This window comes from Bartonella sp. CL162QHHD (assembly GCF_042195435.1).
In the GTDB taxonomy this organism is placed as follows: Bacteria; Pseudomonadota; Alphaproteobacteria; order Rhizobiales; family Rhizobiaceae; genus Bartonella.
Genome location: NZ_JBHIOG010000044.1, coordinates 1 through 19732, shown reverse-complemented (window position 1 = coordinate 19732; position 19732 = coordinate 1). Strand labels below are relative to the sequence as shown.

The following is a 19732-nucleotide window of genomic DNA, read 5'->3' as shown; positions in this document are numbered from 1 at the left end:
TAAAAAACATTTTTACATTTTCTTTATCATCACTTTCCACACCCTAACCCCGCTTATGACGTGCAGAAGATATAATTTTGATGGATTCAATCATAAAACAAACTTTCAATGAGAAAATCTTCCGGAAGTCTCTCATTCAAGTTTAAGATTAAAAAATATCATTATAAATCAATTTACTATGCTTTATAAAGCTGTTGTTTTTAGTTCTGAGGAAACAGGATCTTTTGTTTCGAGATTGCATAAAACGCGCTTCAACATCATTTCAGTATCAGCTGCACGTTCTGAATGTGTTACAAATCCTCCCCCAAGAATACGCGCCTCATGACCATTTCCATCATAAAGAACGCAAGCTTGCCCTGGTGCCACACCATTTTCACATTCCAATAAATCAACGGAAAAAATACCTTCTTTATAATGTAAGCGCGCAAGGTGAGGAGGACGCGTTGAACGCACCTTTACAGCCACCTCAATACCTTGAGAAGGGAAATTATCTAACGACTCATCACCAAGCCAATTCACATCACGTAAAAAAAGCTTATGCGTTTCTAACATTTCACGCGGTCCAACAATAACACGTGCATTTTCCACATCGAGATAAACCACATAAAGCGCTTCACCCGTTGATACCCCAATACCACGACGTTGACCAACCGTATAATTAACAATTCCCGAATGTTTACCTAAAATCTTTCCATCAATATGGACAATAACGCCAGGATTAGCTGCTTCTGGACGCAGTTTTGCGATAACATCTGAATATTTTCCTTGTGGAACAAAACAAATATCCTGACTATCATGCTTATTGGCAACCACAAAGCCCATTTCTGCTGCCATTTCACGAACGCGGGCTTTTGGAAGGTCACCAAGTGGAAAACGCAAATAATCAATCTGTTCTTGTGTCGTTGCAAAGAGAAAATAACTCTGATCACGATCATTATCGAGAGGACGAAAGAGTGCTCGATGCGCTCCGTTGGAACGCGAACGAATATAATGTCCCGTAGCCAAAGCATCTGCCCCCAATTCGCGTGCCGTTGCTAATAAATCAGCAAACTTAACCGTTTGATTACATGCAATACATGGTACTGGGGTCTCTCCATGAGCATAACTTTCTGCAAAAGGATCAATAACAGCTTCACGAAAGCGCTTTTCATAATCAAGAACATAATGAGGAATTCCTAGTGTTTCTGCAACGCGGCGTGCATCCTCAATATCTTGTCCTGCACAACACGCCCCCACCCGATGCGTTGCTTCCCCATGATCATAAAGCTGCAACGTAATGCCAATAACATTATATCCTTCCTTTTTCAAAAGACCTGCAACAACCGATGAATCAACCCCCCCCGACATTGCAACAACAATGCGAGAATCTTCAGGTTGTCCTGGTAAATCAAGACTGTTTAAAAACATGTATTCATTCTCTATTTACTGCTCTGTTTAATGGCTACCCATATGTTGACATTCTGATGCACGCTCTTCAGCACTTTTACACGATTGATTGCCTTTATATTATTTTTTTATCCTTTCCACAACCATAGGCATTACTTTCTTAAGAGCTGCTGCAAACAAAAAAAGAATGATGGAAATAAGGCATAATGGTAATCGTTTAGGAGAAATCCTTTTTTGCTCTTTTGAAAAATCCGGTAAAATATTGCAAGAATCTCTTCTTCACACTTCAACTTGAGCTTCTTTTTACATACCCAATCACTTTATTAATTTTTTCTTTCAGCGCTTTTAGCTCTTTTTTAAATTTCATGCTCTATAAACGAATCAAGTCCTTGACTAAAGGTAGAGGATACGAATGAGCAACTTGATAAAAACACAAATGAAATATGTTATTGGGCCAGATGGAAGTCCGCTTACAATTGCCGACCTACCGCCGCAAACAACACGGCGCTGGGTGATTCGTCGCAAAGCTGAAGTTGTTGCGGCTGTCAGAGGTGGATTGTTAAGTCTTGACGAAGCGTGCCACCGTTATACTTTGACTGTAGAAGAATTTCTTTCATGGCAAAGTTTAATCGATGAACACGGTTTAGCGGGATTACGAACGACCAAGATTCAACACTACAGGCATTAAGTTGCCATTGATTACGATTTGATAACATAAAGCAATCTATAAAACAGCCAAACTTGATAAAAGTTTGGCTGTTTTATACTATATCCAAAAGATAAACCTGAAAGAATGGATTCTTCAATAATTGCTTTTATTAGCCAACCATTGAATTAGATTGAATCAAAATATCCTTATCATCCGCAACAATCTTCTTTTCTCGTGCTTCCAAAAGCTGTGCACGTTGCAGCTCTGTATTAGCTTCATGGAGAGCAATTTCAGCGTTTGTTTTTTGAAGTTCTAAATCACGAATTGAATTGATCAGATTATCACGTCTTTGCCGCGCTGCACGCGCAAAAGCAGAATAAGCAAAATGGTGAACATCATTGTTTCCAGATTTACGTTCTTCATGAGTAATCTGTGCTTCCAACTCTAACACCATTCGTTCAAATTCTGCGATCATCATCTCAAGCTGTGCAATTTCACGGCGCTTTCCACGCACTTGAAACATCCTCAATCGCACCATATTTTCTCGTGGCTTCATACTCACTACTCCTTGATTGCGCCAACTCAAAACTCGCATTCACACCCAATAAATATCTTTTAGTTATATGTCTATCCGACAAAAACAGTCTATTAACTTGAAATTATAATAATTTTTGCCTTGCATTAAAGCATCTGAAAATACAATCTGCTTTAAAGAGCAATAACTATTTCTTTAACTTTTCCCCCCATTATAAATGAAGAGGTTTAAAGCTCAGTAAATAAACACTGAAATTGTAAAAAAGTAATTTATAACGCTCTTTTACAATTTTTTTTTTAAGTTAAAGTTTATAGAAAAAGCCCTTCTTTGTTTATTATGTTAAAAAATATGGGATTTTTCTAAAATAATTTTGTAGCCTCTTTCAAAAATAAAAATATTTTGTTAACCACTATCATGGATAGTGGGGAATTTAGTAGTGATTGTTACGCGTACTACTGAAATGTTCATAAACACTTTGTTATAAGTGTTTGATTTAATGAATTGTTTTTATAACAGTGGTTTTGCTAACTGATATAAAATAGAAATGCTCCTTATGATTCGTGAAGGAGCAAAGTGAGGGATCTAAAATGCGCGTATTATTAATTGAAGATGATAGAGCAGTTACTCAAAGCATTGAGTTGATGTTAAAGTCGGCTAACTTTAATGTTTATATCACTGATCTGGGTGAAGAAGGTATCGATTTAGGAAAACTCTATGATTATGATATCATTTTGCTTGATCTGAATTTGCCTGACATGTCAGGGTATGATGTCTTGCGGACTCTAAGATTGGCAAAAATAAAAACTCCTGTCTTAATCCTTTCTGGTATGAATGCCATTGAAGACAAGGTTCGTGGTTTTGGCTTTGGAGCAGACGACTATATGACGAAGCCTTTTCATAAAGATGAGCTCATTGCACGTATCCATGCAGTTGTTCGTCGTTCTAAAGGACATGCACAATCGGTTATTGTTACCGGAGATCTCACCGTTAACCTTGACACAAAAACTGTCGAAGTTGCAGGGCGCCCTGTTCATTTAACCGGTAAAGAGTACCAAATGTTAGAGCTTCTCTCTTTACGCAAAGGTACCACCCTTACCAAGGAAATGTTTCTCAATCATCTCTATGGTGGAATGGATGAACCAGAACTAAAGATTATCGATGTTTTTATCTGTAAATTGCGGAAAAAATTGGAAGCAGTCTCTTCTAGTGTAAATTACATTGATACAGTTTGGGGACGTGGTTATGTATTACGTGATCCAGTTGAAGAGAACGTACGAAAAACCGCTTAAGCAGTGAACATGCACATTGTAAAATCTCGGAGTGTAGCGGGCCGAGATTTTTTCCCGAGATCTTTTCTCTGTTAAAAGTAGAAAACTCGCACACCAAAAATCTCATATAGAAAGCGCTTAAAGCTTAAGAAGTAACCACACCAAATTTACACATATAACCTTATCGCTCATAAATTCAATCGAAGCCACTTTTCCCAACACAGCTTAAGCGCTTCTCTCTTATTCAAAGCTTTTTTATACTTTCTAAAACAATACAACCATCACTTTCATCAATATTTATTTTCATCTCTGTCATCTGAGCAAGTAACATTGTGTAATAAAATTGGATGACATGTGCATCAACAAGCTCTTCTTGAACTTCTCCACGGAATAACGCAAGAAAATGAGGGGGTATACGGAGAGTTCTACCGAAAACCTCAAATCGAAAAGAACGTTTATTTTCTTCTTGCAAAATCATAACAACAATTTCACCACCACGAGAAACTGTTGCATTTGCAATCAATAATAAATTAAGCAAAAGTTTAACTTCATCTTTTTCTAACAATAAAGAAGAAGCTTGCCATTTTAATGTTGCTTTTTCTTCTTTCATATATTGTTGAGCAACCTGCTCTGCAGCCCGTGTATCTATTTGTCCTCCACTTGCACCAGCAAAACCAAAAGCCAATCGCGCAAATTGTAGACGTGCAGCAGCACTTGCAACGGATAAACGCACCAATTGTAAAGCATCTTCTTCAGCTCCTCCTTCATCATAAAGCTCCATTGCATTTTGAATAGCCCCCACAGGTGAAATCAAATCATGGCAAATACGACTACAAAGCAAAGCAGCAAGATCCATAGGCTTCAAAGAAATATCTAACGTCATAATGATTGAAAACTCCTAGATTCAAAAAAACAAACTTTATTTTAAAGAAAAACTCTTAACATCTGATGCATAATAGGAAATATTAACAATCATGCTAAAAAATCAGAAATAAATTCAAGAATTTAAATAACCTTATATCTTATTTTTTATTTGAATAGCATGAAAATTCTAATATTATCTTTTTGTTTATCACTAATAAAAGGAGAAAACTCCATGGCTCTCTCTCTGCTCAAATACTGGTACAAAAATATTATATCTTTAATCTTCCTTTTATTCATCACCATAAACACCACACATGCTCAACTAAAACCAATAGAGCAAAACGAGCCTCATTATTCACTCCAAGAAATTATTGATTCTGGTCATATTTTTTTTGGAAAAACAGCCAGTGGTTTGGCTGTTGCAATTCAAAATATTTTTTCAAAATACGGTTATCCCAATGCCTATATTTTAGGAGAAGAAGCTTCTGGTGCCTTTTTTGCTGGATTAACCTATGGCGAAGGAAGGGTTTTTACCAAAAGCTATGGTCAACATAAAGTTTTTTGGCAAGGTCCCTCAGTAGGATGGGATTTTGGCGGCCAAGGCTCCCGTTTAATGATCTTAGTTTACAATCTTAATGGCATAAATAATTTATGGAGACGCTATGGTGGTATTTCAGGTTCGGCCTATTTAATTGCAGGTGTTGGTTTTCATGTCCTAAAATACCATAATACCTTGTTAATCCCAATACGTACAGGAGTCGGCGCACGCCTTGGTATCAATGTAGGATATTTAAAATTAACACCTAAACCGACATGGAATCCGTTTTAAACGTATTCTTATTTGAAAAGGGGTATTATGCTTATTCAATCATTTCTTTTTTTTATACTCGGAGTTGCTTTCACTTCTTGGTTACTGGTGCTTTTATCTCCTTTTATTTGGCGGAAAGCCGTTCATTTTGCGTATAAAGATGTTTGTGCGAAAATGCCATTATCACTCGCGGAAATAGAAGCAAATCACGATTTTCTTCGTGCACAACATGCTGTAGAATTAGCAAACAACCAACAAAAGTATGAATTTTTGCAAAAAAAATATGCCCAACAAAAAATACAACTGAGCCAAGTAACAGAACAATTTTATCGGCTATGCCTCCCCACAAAAGATACTCTCACCAAAGAAGCGATAGCAATCAAACAAAATATCGCCACACTACACACTTTCAAAGGAAAGAAAAATGATGCGTGAAAAAATCGCACTCTATCAGCAACGCTTACAAAAAATCCAAACTCATGAGCTTGACCCGACTGCTAACCACCAATTGCTGGAAGAACTCCGTGAAGAAACAAAAGAACTTGCAGCAACATTGGCAGCTCAAATAGCGCTACAAGAGGGGAATACATCACCCATCAACACATTGATTCAAAAATCAAAAAACAAAAATGACCTAGCCTCACGTATTCGCAAAAAAATAACTTTTCTCTCCCAAAGCCCTGTTAAATAAGTTATCTTTTAAAACACCTTAAATGAAGAGTAAAATCAACAAAGGTTCATTGTAACTTTCATAACCCAAATCCTTTTTATTAAACGTGACTTTTCTGCTAAGCTAAAGAACAAAGTTTTTTAGCCTATACCGTTCTGTTAAAAAATATCTTCTTGTCTAGCAGATTCACTTTCTAATCATATCACCGCTCTAAAGAACAACATTTCATAGGTTCTAGAAAGCAAATAATACCAAAGACATTGGTCACACACTCTAACAAAAAATACCTTCTAAGATGGATCACCAATAGAGATTTGACCATAATTTTAAGGATAAAAACACGCTCTCAAGAGTGATAAAAATCTCTTATTTTTTGGATAATCATATCCTGATCCGTTTGTGTCAAGTAAGGATGCATTGGTAAACTTAAAACGCACTCTCCTAAAGATTCTGAAACAGAAAGGGAATCTTTTACATAAGGGAAGTGTTTATAAGCTGGCTGTTGATGTAAAGGAGTTTTATAATAAATCATTGTAGGGATAGAATTTTTTTGTAAAAAATCTTTTAATTTATCCCGTTCTTTTACCTTAATCGTATATTGTGCATAAGCAGAACGAATATTTTCTCCTATTTCTGGAACTGTAACAATATCTCTTAAGCCATTGGAATAGCGTTGAGCAATTTCTACACGCTTTTCCATTTCATCTTCAAAGATCACAAACTTTTCTAGTAAAATTGCAGCCTGAATGCTATCTAGGCGCGAATTCATACCAATACGTACATTGTCATATTGCGTTTCACCTTTACCATGAAACAAAATAGAGCGTAAAAGTTTTGCAAAATGATCATCATTGGTCATCATAGCGCCTCCATCGCCATAACATCCTAATGGTTTTGCAGGATAAAAACTTGTAGCAGCCACATCACCAAAAGCACCACACATAGTATTACCGCTTCTCCCCCCCATAGATTGAGCAGCATCTTCAATTACAAAAAGATTTTCCTTGGCAGCCACTTGAGCAATTTGCACATAGTCAGCAGAAAGCCCAAATAAATCAACAGCAATAATAGCCTTTGGCTTTAGACGTCCTTCTTTTTTTATCATTTCGATAGCGTGAGAAAGTTTTTCAACATCAATATTGAATGTATCAGGTAAAACATCGACAAAAACAGGTTCAGCCCCCACCAAAGCAACCACTTCAGCCGTTGCTGAAAATGTAAAACTAGGACAAAAAACAGCATCCCCTAGACCAATATTTTTAGCCATAAGAGGCATCTTCAAAGCATCTGTTCCATTAGCACATGCAATCACATGTTTAACGCCAAGATATTCTGCCAATTTCTCTTCAAATTCTGTTACTTTTGGCCCCAAAATATACTTACCACTAGCGACTACATGCGCAATTGCAGAATTAATTTTATCTTCAATACGCGCACGCTGCGCCCCAAGGTCGATGAATTGCATATTAACTCCATTGATCATCACAAGAATGCAAAAGCGCTACCTATCTCTTTTATCTATCATAATTGACATCAGCAGCTGTTAAAATCCGTAAAACAGCAATAGCATCATCACCATTTGTACGAGGTGATTGACGCGTTTCAATACAATGAAGGAAATGCCGTAATTCGCAAGTAAGCGGCAAGTCTTCACAAACATCAATGTAATTCAGCTCATCCATGCTAAAAGCCCACTCTTGATTTTCTTTCCAAACGGCAAAATGGTGCATTGCCAATTTACGACTCCACGGTTCCATATCATCAAAAACGAGTATAGCCTTTGTTCCAACAACAGTTAAACGCCTCTCACGATAAGAACTTAAGCGTGAAGTAAAAAGATGACTACGCACACCATTTGGAAAAATCATATGAATATGAGAAAAATCAGAAATCTGATCAATGACAGCAGCCCCCTCACCGCGAATTTCGGAAGGTTCGCATCCTGTCAACGCCAAAATCATTGAGAGATCATGAGGGGCAAGATCCCATAAAGCATCACTGTGTGTGTGAAATTTTCCAAAGCCTAATCTATGAGAATAAATATATCGCACATCTCCCACATCTCCGTTTTTCACCAATTCACACATTTTTTCAAAAGCCGGATGAAAACGTAAAATATGTCCCACCATAAAAACTCGCTCATAGGCCTCAGCCTCCTGAACTTGGCGTTTAGCATCAGAAACATTCAAGGCTATTGGTTTTTCCACCAAAACATCTTTACCATTTTTAACAGCACGGAGCACATTTTGCGTATGCAATTGTGGCGGCAACGCTAATACCAACGCATCAATATCTCGATGAGTAAAAAGATCATCTGGTGTAACAACCTCTACACCATACAGTGTTGCAAAACTAGCAGCACGATCATTATCAATATCAGAAACTGCTGCTAAAGCTCCGAGAGCGTGGAGTGTCCGTATATGATTTTCACCCCAATGACCGCATCCTAAAACCGCTACACGTGGCACCATTTTCATGCCTTACCTTACTTTATCATATAAAATTACACTTTTACATATCGAGGATAATATAGAATGACAAGAGAAAAGCTTAAAAACGATGCTTGACATCTTACTATTCTACCCCTTATATCCGCAAAAGATATAATTATTGACAATTATGATTGCTTATTTTGGCGGAGTAGCTCAGTAGGTTAGAGCAGAGGAATCATAATCCTTGTGTCGGGGGTTCAAATCCCTCCTCCGCTACCATTACTTTTTTATTGTGTGTAGTTTGTCAGCAGTGTAGCTTGCCTGTAGCTTGCCAGCGGGTTTTGTATATTTTGACACTAGTTTTTGTACCAATTCATTTTTTTTCAAAGAGTTTTAAAGGGGTTCTCAAAGGGTCATCAAAGACCTTTAAAAGGGTATTTAAAGCTCCTTTTTCTTTTCTACTCAAAATCGCAATTTGAGATGATCAACTCCTTGAGTTGGAATCGCATTATTAGAGAAGCAGCATTTATAAGATGTAATGACCTCTTTTAGTCAAATTGACTGATAATTTTTCTGTATCCTAAGCACATTAATTAAAAAGAGAAGCATTTAAAGAATTCGGTCAAGTTGCCCCTTTGATTTTCTGTCACTCAGAGGTTTCCTTTTCTCCTGCCTCTTTTCCCTTGTTTGGTGCCTCAAAGGTGATTTCTGTTGTGTATCCGCTTTGCTTCTCATAGCAGTGGGTGACGGTTGCAGCTTTCCATGGACCATTGATTTGCCCACGAAACCCTTGCAATAAAAGAGGTTGATCCGCCATGACTTCGGGACGCCCCTCAAGGGTCAAAGAACCACTGCCCACAGCACGACACAACCTGTCCGACTCGGAAGCAGCAGCAGCTCGTGCTTCCTCCTCACAAGTGTAACAACTGCGAAGACGCCGCACGGGACCACTAAACACTGTCTGATGCTTGACTTGGCACTGTTGCCCTTTTGAGCGATCAAAATAAGAAGCTTCGATGGTGCCATATTGTGTACGTAGCTCTAGGGTAAATTCCCAGTTGGAACAGTCGTGCTTATGGATGTCGAGTGCTGGTAAATTATCTCCGCTTAAAAACAAAAACTTATTGTCTTTGATTAAAAAACGTGCCCGCATGCGATCGGCAAGGCGGGTTAAAAAATCAACAGCCGATTGATCTGTACGAATCACATAAGACAAAGTTTGTGTGGTGACCTGAGGACTGACCTTTGCTTGATAGCCATGGCGTTTGGCAAGTGTCTCAACAATCTCACCAACAGTTTTGTGATCAAAATGCTCACTCACCTGTTCTTTGAGCTCTTTACGCATCGAGGCACTTTTGCCACAAAGGCGCAAGATCTCTCCATCACTGCCACCACAACTTACAACCGACTCGACAACAAAACGCCCCATAAATGCACTGATGCTGTTCTCATAACCAAAGATCACCTGTAGCGCACTATTGCTTGAGGGAACCTCTAAATCATTGCCACTATCATCAAACTCTGCTTCAAATGTATCGGCTTCATTACCGGCATGGTCCGTAATCGTTGCGGTTAAAAGACGCTGGTAAAAAACCTCATGAACAGGTTTGTCTCCCACCTTGACCACAATAAAAGGGTGTGTACGCATTAATCCCATAACCGCTTCACCATGCTGTTCTTTTCTTGGCTAACAAATTCAGGCAGAATGACCTTTAAGCCCCGTGGTAAAAACACACCATATTTGGCAATCTCTGGATTAGCTTCCAGTGTGGCTTCTAAATAACCGTTTAGTGCCCCAACTTGGATGCGGTCTCCTAACACAGCCAGAAAGAAAAGGAGATCGAGGCTCATATCCTCTAGCTCTACAATAACGCGCTTTTTGGGTATCTTCATGGGGTAGGTTCCTCTTGGTAATACCCCATTTGATATTGTCTCTCTTGGTATTGTCCTTGTGGTTTTCCGCCATTAAAAAAGGGCAAGAGCGTAATGGAATAGCGGATGCGTTGGGATTGACCAGAGCGACTGATATAGTCATGGGCTTTATTGATCGTGGTGATTACTACGGGTCCATGGAGAAGGACACTATAGGTGGTATCATTGATCCACCGAAGCATCTGAACCGGCTTGGCTCTTCGACTAGTTGTAGTGATGGCATCACTGGCTACCCGATCACCAAATTCTTCTGGAAACCAAACTCCATGAATGGGCTTTGCATCATTGCCATAGCCGGTAAATTGAAAACTGGGTGCCTTGCCAAAACGCTCCATACAAACCCATAAGGCATAAAACTCTTCTGCAAAAGATTGGAAATTCAGCCAATCCACATAAAATTGATGCGGTCCTAACATCATCAAAGGATCTCTCATAGGCTCCCTCCCATTGATTGTATCCCTTCCAGCACGTCATCTCTTTCGAAACGTATCATTGCATCTCTCCTACCATTGCGCCCTCCTAGCACTTCATCCCTCCCCTCATTGTGTTCTTTCCAGCACGCCGTCTTTTCCCTTATTCTGTAACCCGTATCATTCTGTCCCGCCATGCAGGGCATTAGCGCGTGCCCGTTGNGTCCCGCCATGCAGGGCATTAGCGCGTGCCCGTTGCAAAGCATGGGCAACCGCACGACCAGTGGCCATGGGTTCACGCGCCCCATTAACATGCACTGTGACATTTTGATTGTGTGTGATGGTGGAGCGCTCTTTGCCTTTTGCTTCTGTGAAAGGGGAATTTGCACGCCCCGCCCCCGCAAATTGTGCTATGGGCTGGATTGGCGTTTTGCCCCCCAAAAAACTTGGCAAAAACTCTCTTAACATCAATCGACCCAATCCACCCCTTCATGCGATGGGGCAAAGATTTACAAAAATCTGTCAGTTGTGAGATGGTGCCCATAAAACCATCGACAATCGAATTAGCCAGATCTTCGCCCGCTTGTTCCATACTTGCCTTGGCAGCATCAGAGAGCTTTTCGCGGGCAAAAAAACTCTTTCTAAACTGAAACTTCTTAAAATCCCCTTTTTACACCTCTCTCAAAGCAAAGATAAAACTGCCAAGACACGTGAGAGTCATCTAAGGATAATTGCATGAGACCATAACAGCTATAAACAGACTCCAATATTTGTATCATATTATTGTAACGATTTACTTACGTATAAAAGAAGAAGATAAAATTGTAATACAACTAAAATTTCATACGATTAATCAAGAGAAATTATACAGCATCACAAAACATCAATTGTTTGAAGATTATAAGTAAAAAATTGATCAAAATAAAAAGCTTTTCTTATGAAAAAGAAAAGTGTTGCCCATGAGTAGATATTATAAGCTCTAATAAAGGGCATAACTTAATAATTATACCGCAACAAATTAATAAAAACAGCCTTCTTGATGATTCTGGACAACAAGTGCTAGCAAATTATGAACACACCCTTGACAAACTCCCCTTTCTTCAAAGATGAAAGCCTAAAAAGAAAAAATAGAATAACAAACCATTATTCTGCTTTGTATTAAAGCTCAGTTCACATTAAACCATTGCACTTATAGCGTATAACCTGAAATCTTAGCAGCTTTGAAAAAAATATGTCTGATTTTTCACTCTATTTCTAAGTAACATTTAGACACTCCTACTGCTCTTCAAGTCCGCACATATAATACGTTTTTTCCCTCATGCTTTAAGACAAAGAAACAAATCCTATTATAACTTACTGCAACTTGCCGAAAATTGAGTGTCTTTCCCTATAACACCAAGATCTTTAATTAAAAGCGGTTTTCCTATTTCTCCATTATAGGCTTTAACGTGAATGGTCTTGCCTTTCACATCTAAGAGGTAATAATCTCCATTAAAAAGCGCACCAGCTGTATATATAGGGATATTTCCAAAAACCTTATCATTTTTCGCACGGCAATAAGACTGATAATGCGTGTGACCCACGAAGATTGCTTTAACATTATGAGAGGTAATAATTGACTTAAAGACCGACAAATCTTTAGCATTCTTTTTACGAATAAAAAAGGATTCACCATCAATGGAAGCAGCACGCGCATCATGAAAATTAATGATTGTCACTTTACCTCTTGCATCAGCAGCAGCTAAATCGTTCCTAAGCCAATCTAAAGATTTATTGATTTGCACTTCTGTAGACTGCCCCTTCAAACCAACCGTATAGCTTGGATAATTGTGAAGCTGCACATAGTGAACATCTCCATAATCCCAAGAATAACTCAAACTCCCCCTTATCGAGCGAATATTTCCACCCGAAATGGGAACCAAGCTTTCAGTAACATCTGCATTGAAATGCGATAATTGACTACGGTATTTTTTGATTTCCGATACCATTCTTGAAACTGCACTTATAGCACAAGCATCTTTGTAAAAACTGAATTCTTGAGGATTTGTACAATTACCAACATTATTGGCATAATCGTGATTCCCTAGCCCCTCATAGACAGGTGCTCCAAGAGTTTTATAAACATTTTCATAATCATCATAGTTTTTTTGTTGTCCAAACTCCGTCAGATCACCATTGACAATATGGAATGCAGCCTTGTGCGCTTTTATCACACCAGCAACCTGCTCATTTATCTTTAACCATGGCTCTCTGTTTGATATTCCATTGGCATCACCAGAGTTTAAACGCCACGGTTGCGGATCAGCCATAATGATAGCAGTATAATTTTTTGTAAGAGACTTTTCTTTCATAGACCAATCCATGAATGCATCATGATGAAGCCTCTTGTCTCTTTTTATTTTTTCAGAATCAAGATTAAAACAACCAGAGAGAGTAAAAGCAATCACGGTGATTACCAATTCAACTTTATATCTCATAAACCTATCACCATAAAAACGTTACATATTTTTTATATTAAAAAATTCCTCAGAGACAATTTTTTTAGATTTTATTGTCAAAAATATGTCAAAAATTCGAAATAACGAAAGCAATGATCCTTCAATGAAGGTGCACTTTGATGATATAAAAGCACTGTTGATTTCAAGCCTTCAACTTCAAGAACTTTAATTGATTAAGATTTATAAGCTTGGGCTCTGGCTCTTTCAAATGTCATCGATACATCAACAGCTTATAAAAACTTAGTCGTATACTATTAAAATATCCCCAACAGGAGAAAAAATATATTCTTATACTAGAGTGCCCAACTCCTTTGGATATCAAGATCAATTATATTATAATATTATGATAAATAAGGTATAAATAATCAAAAGTGCTAGCAACAGTGTTATAGTATTACCGTCATCATTCACTTTGATAAGCTATAAAAATGCAGCAATACTACATAAAATACTATTATTACTTTATAAAAAATAATATAAATTATGTAAAGTATAATAATAATAGTTATAATTTCTATAATGTAGATTTACAATAAATTTAATTATATAATATAAATCATTACAAGCACATTGTGTGTTAAATATAAATTCATACAAATTTAATATTATTTATTTTTTAATTTTGACAAAAAATCAAAAATGTCTTACCAAATAAAGAAAATTATCGAAATTAATAACAACTATCCATTTTCACTTCTTCTTATGAAGTTTGCGGGGAAATGAATATTTGGGGGCTCTCATAAGGAGAATACTGGTGTATAAAACATCCCTTTTATCATGCACGGCTGCGGCTGCTATCATCCTATTCAACATCCAGTTCACTGCACATGCTGAAACTCTTGGCGTTGCCAACGAAGAAAAAGATATATCCGGAAAAACGTACGAGACTATTTATGTAAAAGACAAAGGAAAAATCACCGGCAGTACTGTAACTGTAACTGGAAATGAAAACACAAATACAGACACAGGTAGCGATAAATATGTTGTAACAGTTGAAGGTGCTAACAGTGCGCTTGAATTAAATGGCTTAAATATTCAAGGCACTGATTCTGATGTTCGTTTCGGTATTTCTGTAAAAGACGGCGCTAACATCAACCTGACCGGGGGGAACATTACAGCTTCTCAAACTGGCGTTTATATTGATGGTAGTAAGAATAGTAGAAGTATACTGCAAAATGTAGTGATATCAGATAATAAAAATGAAGCATCATCACTCCTTGGAATAGAAATAAACAACGAAAGTTTAATTACTTTAGAAAATGTAACAGTTAAGCAAGCAGAAACTGGTATACTTGCGGATGACGTTTCTCAAGTTATAGTATCCGGAGGATCATTCGAGGGTAAAATGGATGGCGTATATGCTATGGGCGGCACCACCATTACTGTAGATGGCGGTACTAACATTACCTCATCTAATGGTAACGGACTCCATGCCGATGATGAAAATACCACCATAAAAATGACTGGAGGAAGCGTAACTGGAAAAGACGCAGCATTGTATACAAACGACGGTGGTCATATTAAAGTCACGGGTGGTACTCTAACAGCAAAGGGAGATACCACAAGTGCACCTACTACAGAAGGGGATAATCCTGCATCTAATAAGGGTACTAAAATTGAGAGTGGATTCGGCGCCTTGTCTCAAGGTGAAAACAGTGTGATTGAATTGTCTGATACAAAGATCAAAGATGCTACAATCGGGTTGAAAACACAAGAAAGTGGCGCAATCGCAATGACTGGGGGAAGCATTACAGCGTCCAAAGTTGGTGCATTCTTTTTGGATAGCAAAAGCAAAGAAAACGAACTGAAAGATGTAGTGACATCAAGTGGGAAAGATGATGCGCCACTAATCAATGGAATCAAGGCAACTAACAGTAATGTCACTTTAAATAATGTAACAGTGACGCAAGCACAAACTGCCATAGATGCATATGATTCCACAGTAAAAGTTTTAGGAGGATCATTTGATGCAGAAAAAACAGCAATATTTGCTCAAAACGGCGGCAACATCACTTTAACTGGCGGTGCAAAAATTACATCATATAATGATGCTGGACTCCATGCGGCAAGTTCAAAGTCCATCATCGAAATGACAGGAGGGAGCATTACAGCGAAAGAGGAAGCAGTAACGACAACATACGGTGGCCATATTACTGTTACAGATGTCACCCTAAAAACAAATGGTGATGGATTTGGTGTAGCTTCTGATGACTTTGGTAGCATGATTGAATTACTTGGAAAGACAACGATTAGTGATAGTGCAGTCGGGCTTCAAGCACAAAACGGTGGTGTAATCAAGATGACTGGGGGAACCATTACAGCTTCCAAAGCTGGTGCTGGATTCTTAAACAGTAACAGCCGTGAAAACAAACTAGAAAATGTGACAATATCGAGTGGTAAAGACGATGCGCCACTGAACTTTGGAATAAAAGCAGATAAAGGTACCGTCACTTTAAAAGATGTAACAGTGATTCAAGCAGCCGCCGGTATACTTGCAGATCATGATTCGACAATAACAATCTCGGGAGGATTATTTGATGCAAAAGGTGCAACAATATCTGCTCAAAACGGCAGCGCTATCACTTTAACAAATGGTGCAAAAATTACATCATCTGGTGATGTTGGATTCTATGCAAAAGGTTCAAACTCCTCCATCACAATGATAGAAGGAAACGTCACGGGAAAAGGGAATGCTTTGACTGCTGAAGATGGTGGCCATATTACTGTTACAGATGTTACCCTAAAAATAAATGATAGCGATAAGTCATCTGGTGTATTTTCTAATGGCGCAAATAGTGTAATTGAATTGCTTGGAAAGACAACAATTAGTGATAGTGCAATCGGGCTTGTAGTACAAAATGATGGCGCAATCAAGATGATTGGGGGAACCATTACAGCTTCTGCAGCTGGTGCTGGATTCTTAAACAGTAACAGTCGTGAAAACAAACTAGAAAATGTGACAATATCGAGTGGTAAAGACGATGCACCACTGAACTTTGGAATAAAAGCAGATAAAAGTACCGCCACTTTAAAAGATGTAACAGTGACTCAAGCAGCAGCCGGTATATTTGCAGATCATGATTCGACAATAACAATCTCGGGAGGATCATTTCATGCACAAAATACAACAATATCTGCTCAAAACGGCAGCGCCATCACTTTAACCAACAATGCAAACATTACATCATCTGATAACGTTGGACTCTATGCAAATAGTTCAAACTCCACCATCAGCATGACGGGAGGAACCGTCACGGGGAAAGGTAATGCATTGGTTGCTGAAAATGGTGGCCATATTACTGTTGCAGATGTAACCCTAAAAACAAATGATAGCGATAAGTCATCTGGTGTATTTTCTAATGGCAAAGGCAGTGTAGTTGAATTGCTTGAAGGGGCAACGATTAGTGATAGTGAAATTGGACTTACAACAAACGATGGTGGCGCAATAAAAATGACTGGAGGAACCATTAAAACTTCTCTAGTTGGTGCTGTCTTCTCAAGCAGCAGCAATGAAAACAGACTAGAAGGTGTGACGATATCAAGTGGTAAAGACGATGCGCCACTGAGCTTGGGAGTAATAGCAGACCAAAACAGTATCGTCACTTTAAAAGATGTAACCGTCATGCAAGCAACCAATGCCTTAGTTGCAGATGATCACTCGACAATAACAGCCTCAGGAGGATCATTTCATGCACGAAATACAACAATATCTGCTCAAAACGGCAGCGCCATCACTTTAACCAACAATGCAAACATTACATCATCTGATAACGTTGGACTCTATGCAAATAGTTCAAACTCCACCATCAGCATGACGGGAGGAATCGTCACGGGGAAAGGTAATGCATTGGTTGCTGAAAATGGTGGACATATTACGGTCACAAATGTGTCTCTAAATGTTACAGATGTATCTGTAGATGACGAAGATATATCGTCTGGTGTATTTTCTAATGGCGAAGGCAGTGTAGTTGAATTGCTTGAAGGAACAACGATTAGTAATAGTGAAATTGGACTTACAACAAACGATGGTGGCGCAATAAACATGACTGGAGGAACCATTAAAACTTCTCTAGTTGGTGCCAGCTTCTTAAACAGTAACAGCGGTGAAAACAAGCTAGAAGGTGTGAAGATATCGAATAGTAAAGACGATGCGCTACTAAACTTTGGAATAAAAGCAGACAAAAGTACCGTTGTTTTAAATAATGTAGAAGTGACTCAGGCAGCCGCCAGTATAGTTGCAAATGATCACTCAACAATAACGGTCTCAGGAGGATCATTTAGTGGACGTGATGTAGGAGGAAGCGCCGAAGCCAGCAGTACGATTATCTTAAAAAACAATGCTAACATTACATCATCTGATGGCGGAGGACTCCTTGCAGACGGTTCAGGATCTAAGATCATGATGATGGGAGGATCCGTAGCCGCGAACGAAACAGCGTTATTCGCAATCAACGGAGGGCATATTGATGCCACAGATGTTGCTCTAAAAACAGAGGGAAAAGGAAACGGTGCATTTGTAAGTGGCAATGACAGCACAATTCAATTGCATGGTGATACAATAATTAACAATACTTTGGGCGGCCTTGGAGCAGTTGACGGTGGTAAAATCACCAGCAAAGATTTAACAATAATCGGTGGTGAAGCACTTGACGGCCCCGACAACGAACGCACTGGTATATGGACATCGGACTCTGGTAGTGAAGTTAGGTTAATGGGCAAAACAACCATTCAAAATGTTGATGAAGGGTTTTATGCAGACGGTGGAAGTCAAATCATTAGCGGAGATTTAATTATAACCGGTGGTGAAAGTAAAACAATGACCGTTGCTGTAAACGTTGCAGAAACTGATAGTTTAATTAAGTTAAATGGTAAAACAATCATTCAAAATTTTGATGTTGGTCTCACCGCAGAAAATAATAGCACGATTAAGATGACGAATGGTTATATTGGAGCAGCAGAGAATACAATAAAAAATAAAATAGAAGCAAAAAAAGTTGCACTATGGGCGGCATTTAACGGACATATTGATGTCGTGAATACTTCTATGATAGCAGGAGTTGCTGGTTTGCAATTTATAGCTCTCTCTAATCCTGATCTAGATTATCCAGATGATCCACAAAAACGTAAAAGCAGTGAAATCAATTTAACCAATGCAGATGTTCACGCTGAAAATGGTACTGGAATTTTTGTTGGAGCTTTTACTAACACAAACATGGAAGATATTCCAGGTTTGTCAATCGGTACAGTCAATCTCAAAAATTCAGAAATCCATGCTGATGTATTGTTAGGAGATGGTCTTTTCGAAGATCCAAAATCTTGGAAAAATGACAATTATTGGAACAATAAAGAGGTTAAAGCGATCTCCAACGGCACCTTCACATTAAGCGCTGATCATTCAACTTTAGAAGGCAGAGCAAATATTTCTAAAGACAGAAATGTACGTTTTGATCTAAAAAACAAGACACAATGGATCGTAAAAACCAGCGCAACAGAACTCAATGCTGATGGCAATCTGCTTGATATCGCTCAAAGATCTCGTTCTGATATTTCCACGCTTAATCTCAACAATAGTTCTATTATCTTTAATGGACCAACAGAAGATCATTATCACACATTGCATATAGGATCTGGTAAACCAGATACGCAAGAAGTCTACAACGCAACGGGTGATGCAAAGATTTACTTCAACATTGCTTGGAGTGATGGCGTAAAAAGTGCCGATCAAAAAACCGATAGACTTCTGATCCACGGTGATGTCTCAGGCTCCACAACAGTTTATATCAAAAGCGATTCAGGAGATGAAAGTAGTGTAGTAAATGCTGCTGATCCTTCCAATATAGGTGGCCTCTCGCTCATTCAAGTATCTGGAAAAGCACAAGAAGACTCTTTCAAACTCGAGAATGGCTATACCACAAGAAATCGTTTGCCTTATAAATATACGCTAACGGCCTATGGACCAGAGTCAAGCCACGGTACAGCCGATGTTGCACAAAGCCTCTTTGATGAAAAGAATGAAAATTTCTGGGATTTCCGCTTACATAAAGAAATTCTTGAAACGGATTCTGGTTCTGGTCCAAGTGTGATCGTCCCTGTAGCACAAACAGCAAGCTATTTGGTCATGCCAAATGCTCTCTTCTATAGTGGATTAACCGATATGGCTAAACAAAACGCACTCTTAGCCAATATCAGAACATCTGTCTTAGGAAAAGAAGAAGAAAAACAAACCGGTTTCTTCCTCTATACTTACGGAAACACAGGAACCTTATCTTCTGAACGCGGA

15 protein-coding genes and 1 tRNA gene are annotated in these 19732 nt (G+C 38.5%); 7 read left to right on the top strand and 9 right to left on the bottom strand.

Annotated features, from left to right (window positions below; genetic code table 11):
- Positions 1-183 precede the first annotated feature (183 nt).
- A complete protein-coding gene (mnmA, locus tag ACFILD_RS03600; RefSeq protein WP_375621388.1) occupies positions 184-1407 on the bottom strand; it encodes a tRNA 2-thiouridine(34) synthase MnmA in 1224 nt (407 codons plus the stop codon).
- Positions 1408-1798: 391 nt separating this feature from the next.
- On the opposite strand from mnmA, the gene ACFILD_RS03595 reads away from it, so the two are divergent.
- Positions 1799-2074, top strand: coding sequence for a DUF1153 domain-containing protein (locus ACFILD_RS03595; protein WP_273790817.1), 276 nt, complete (start codon positions 1799-1801; stop codon positions 2072-2074).
- A 130-nt stretch (positions 2075-2204) separates the two neighbouring features.
- On the opposite strand, the gene ACFILD_RS03590 is transcribed toward ACFILD_RS03595, so the two are convergent.
- On the bottom strand, positions 2205-2591 hold the full coding sequence (locus ACFILD_RS03590; protein ID WP_273790818.1) for a flagellar export protein FliJ: 387 nt from the start codon (positions 2589-2591) through the stop codon (positions 2205-2207).
- A 566-nt stretch (positions 2592-3157) separates the two neighbouring features.
- Between ACFILD_RS03590 and ctrA the strand changes: the two genes are divergently transcribed.
- On the top strand, positions 3158-3859 hold the full coding sequence (gene ctrA, locus ACFILD_RS03585; protein WP_273790819.1) for a response regulator transcription factor CtrA: 702 nt from the start codon (positions 3158-3160) through the stop codon (positions 3857-3859).
- Between the two features lie 223 nt (positions 3860-4082).
- Here the strand turns inward: ctrA and chpT are convergent, their stop codons facing one another.
- A complete protein-coding gene (gene chpT / locus ACFILD_RS03580) occupies positions 4083-4721 on the bottom strand; it encodes a histidine phosphotransferase ChpT (RefSeq protein ID WP_273790820.1) in 639 nt (212 codons plus the stop codon).
- A gap of 213 nt (positions 4722-4934) precedes the next feature.
- On the opposite strand from chpT, the gene ACFILD_RS03575 reads away from it, so the two are divergent.
- From ACFILD_RS03575 to ACFILD_RS03565, 3 genes are read left to right on the top strand one after another with little or no spacing between them, the layout of a single operon-like run.
- On the top strand, positions 4935-5531 hold the full coding sequence (locus ACFILD_RS03575; RefSeq protein ID WP_273790821.1) for a DUF1134 domain-containing protein: 597 nt from the start codon (positions 4935-4937) through the stop codon (positions 5529-5531).
- A gap of 27 nt (positions 5532-5558) precedes the next feature.
- Complete coding sequence (locus ACFILD_RS03570; RefSeq protein WP_375631197.1) at positions 5559-5945, top strand: hypothetical protein; 387 nt, start codon at positions 5559-5561, stop codon at positions 5943-5945.
- Positions 5935-6201, top strand: a complete 267-nt coding sequence (locus tag ACFILD_RS03565; RefSeq protein ID WP_375631198.1) for a hypothetical protein — start codon at positions 5935-5937, stop codon at positions 6199-6201. Before ACFILD_RS03570 ends, ACFILD_RS03565 begins: the two co-directional genes overlap by 11 nt.
- Before the next feature lie 325 nt (positions 6202-6526).
- Here ACFILD_RS03565 and ACFILD_RS03560 read toward each other — a convergent pair whose 3' ends face one another.
- The gene (locus ACFILD_RS03560; protein ID WP_375660761.1) at positions 6527-7645 is read right to left on the bottom strand and encodes a DegT/DnrJ/EryC1/StrS family aminotransferase; all 1119 of its coding nucleotides are present in this window, start codon (positions 7643-7645) and stop codon (positions 6527-6529) included.
- A 49-nt stretch (positions 7646-7694) separates the two neighbouring features.
- Complete coding sequence (locus ACFILD_RS03555) at positions 7695-8651, bottom strand: Gfo/Idh/MocA family protein (RefSeq protein ID WP_375664797.1); 957 nt, start codon at positions 8649-8651, stop codon at positions 7695-7697.
- A 163-nt stretch (positions 8652-8814) separates the two neighbouring features.
- On the opposite strand from ACFILD_RS03555, the gene ACFILD_RS03550 reads away from it, so the two are divergent.
- A tRNA-Met gene (locus ACFILD_RS03550) sits at positions 8815-8891 on the top strand.
- 367 nt (positions 8892-9258) lie between these two features.
- Here ACFILD_RS03550 and ACFILD_RS03545 read toward each other — a convergent pair.
- From ACFILD_RS03545 to ACFILD_RS03530, 4 genes are all read right to left on the bottom strand, one after another.
- Positions 9259-10260, bottom strand: a complete 1002-nt coding sequence (locus ACFILD_RS03545) for a phage late control D family protein (protein WP_375664795.1) — start codon at positions 10258-10260, stop codon at positions 9259-9261.
- Entirely contained in the window at positions 10260-10505 is a 246-nt protein-coding gene (locus ACFILD_RS03540) for a tail protein X (RefSeq protein ID WP_375664779.1), read from the bottom strand. The genes ACFILD_RS03545 and ACFILD_RS03540 overlap by 1 nt, the downstream gene beginning before the upstream one ends.
- The gene (locus tag ACFILD_RS03535) at positions 10502-10978 is read right to left on the bottom strand and encodes a phage tail protein (protein WP_375664778.1); all 477 of its coding nucleotides are present in this window, start codon (positions 10976-10978) and stop codon (positions 10502-10504) included. The genes ACFILD_RS03540 and ACFILD_RS03535 overlap by 4 nt, the downstream gene beginning before the upstream one ends.
- 1322 nt (positions 10979-12300) lie before the next feature.
- Positions 12301-13431 carry a metallophosphoesterase gene (locus ACFILD_RS03530; RefSeq protein WP_375631202.1) on the bottom strand — a complete coding sequence of 377 codons (1131 nt, stop codon included), beginning with the start codon at positions 13429-13431 and terminating at the stop codon, positions 12301-12303.
- Positions 13432-14206: 775 nt separating this feature from the next.
- On the opposite strand from ACFILD_RS03530, the gene ACFILD_RS03525 reads away from it, so the two are divergent.
- The coding region (locus tag ACFILD_RS03525; RefSeq protein ID WP_375664776.1) for a right-handed parallel beta-helix repeat-containing protein at positions 14207-19732 on the top strand (5526 nt) is incomplete at its 3' end.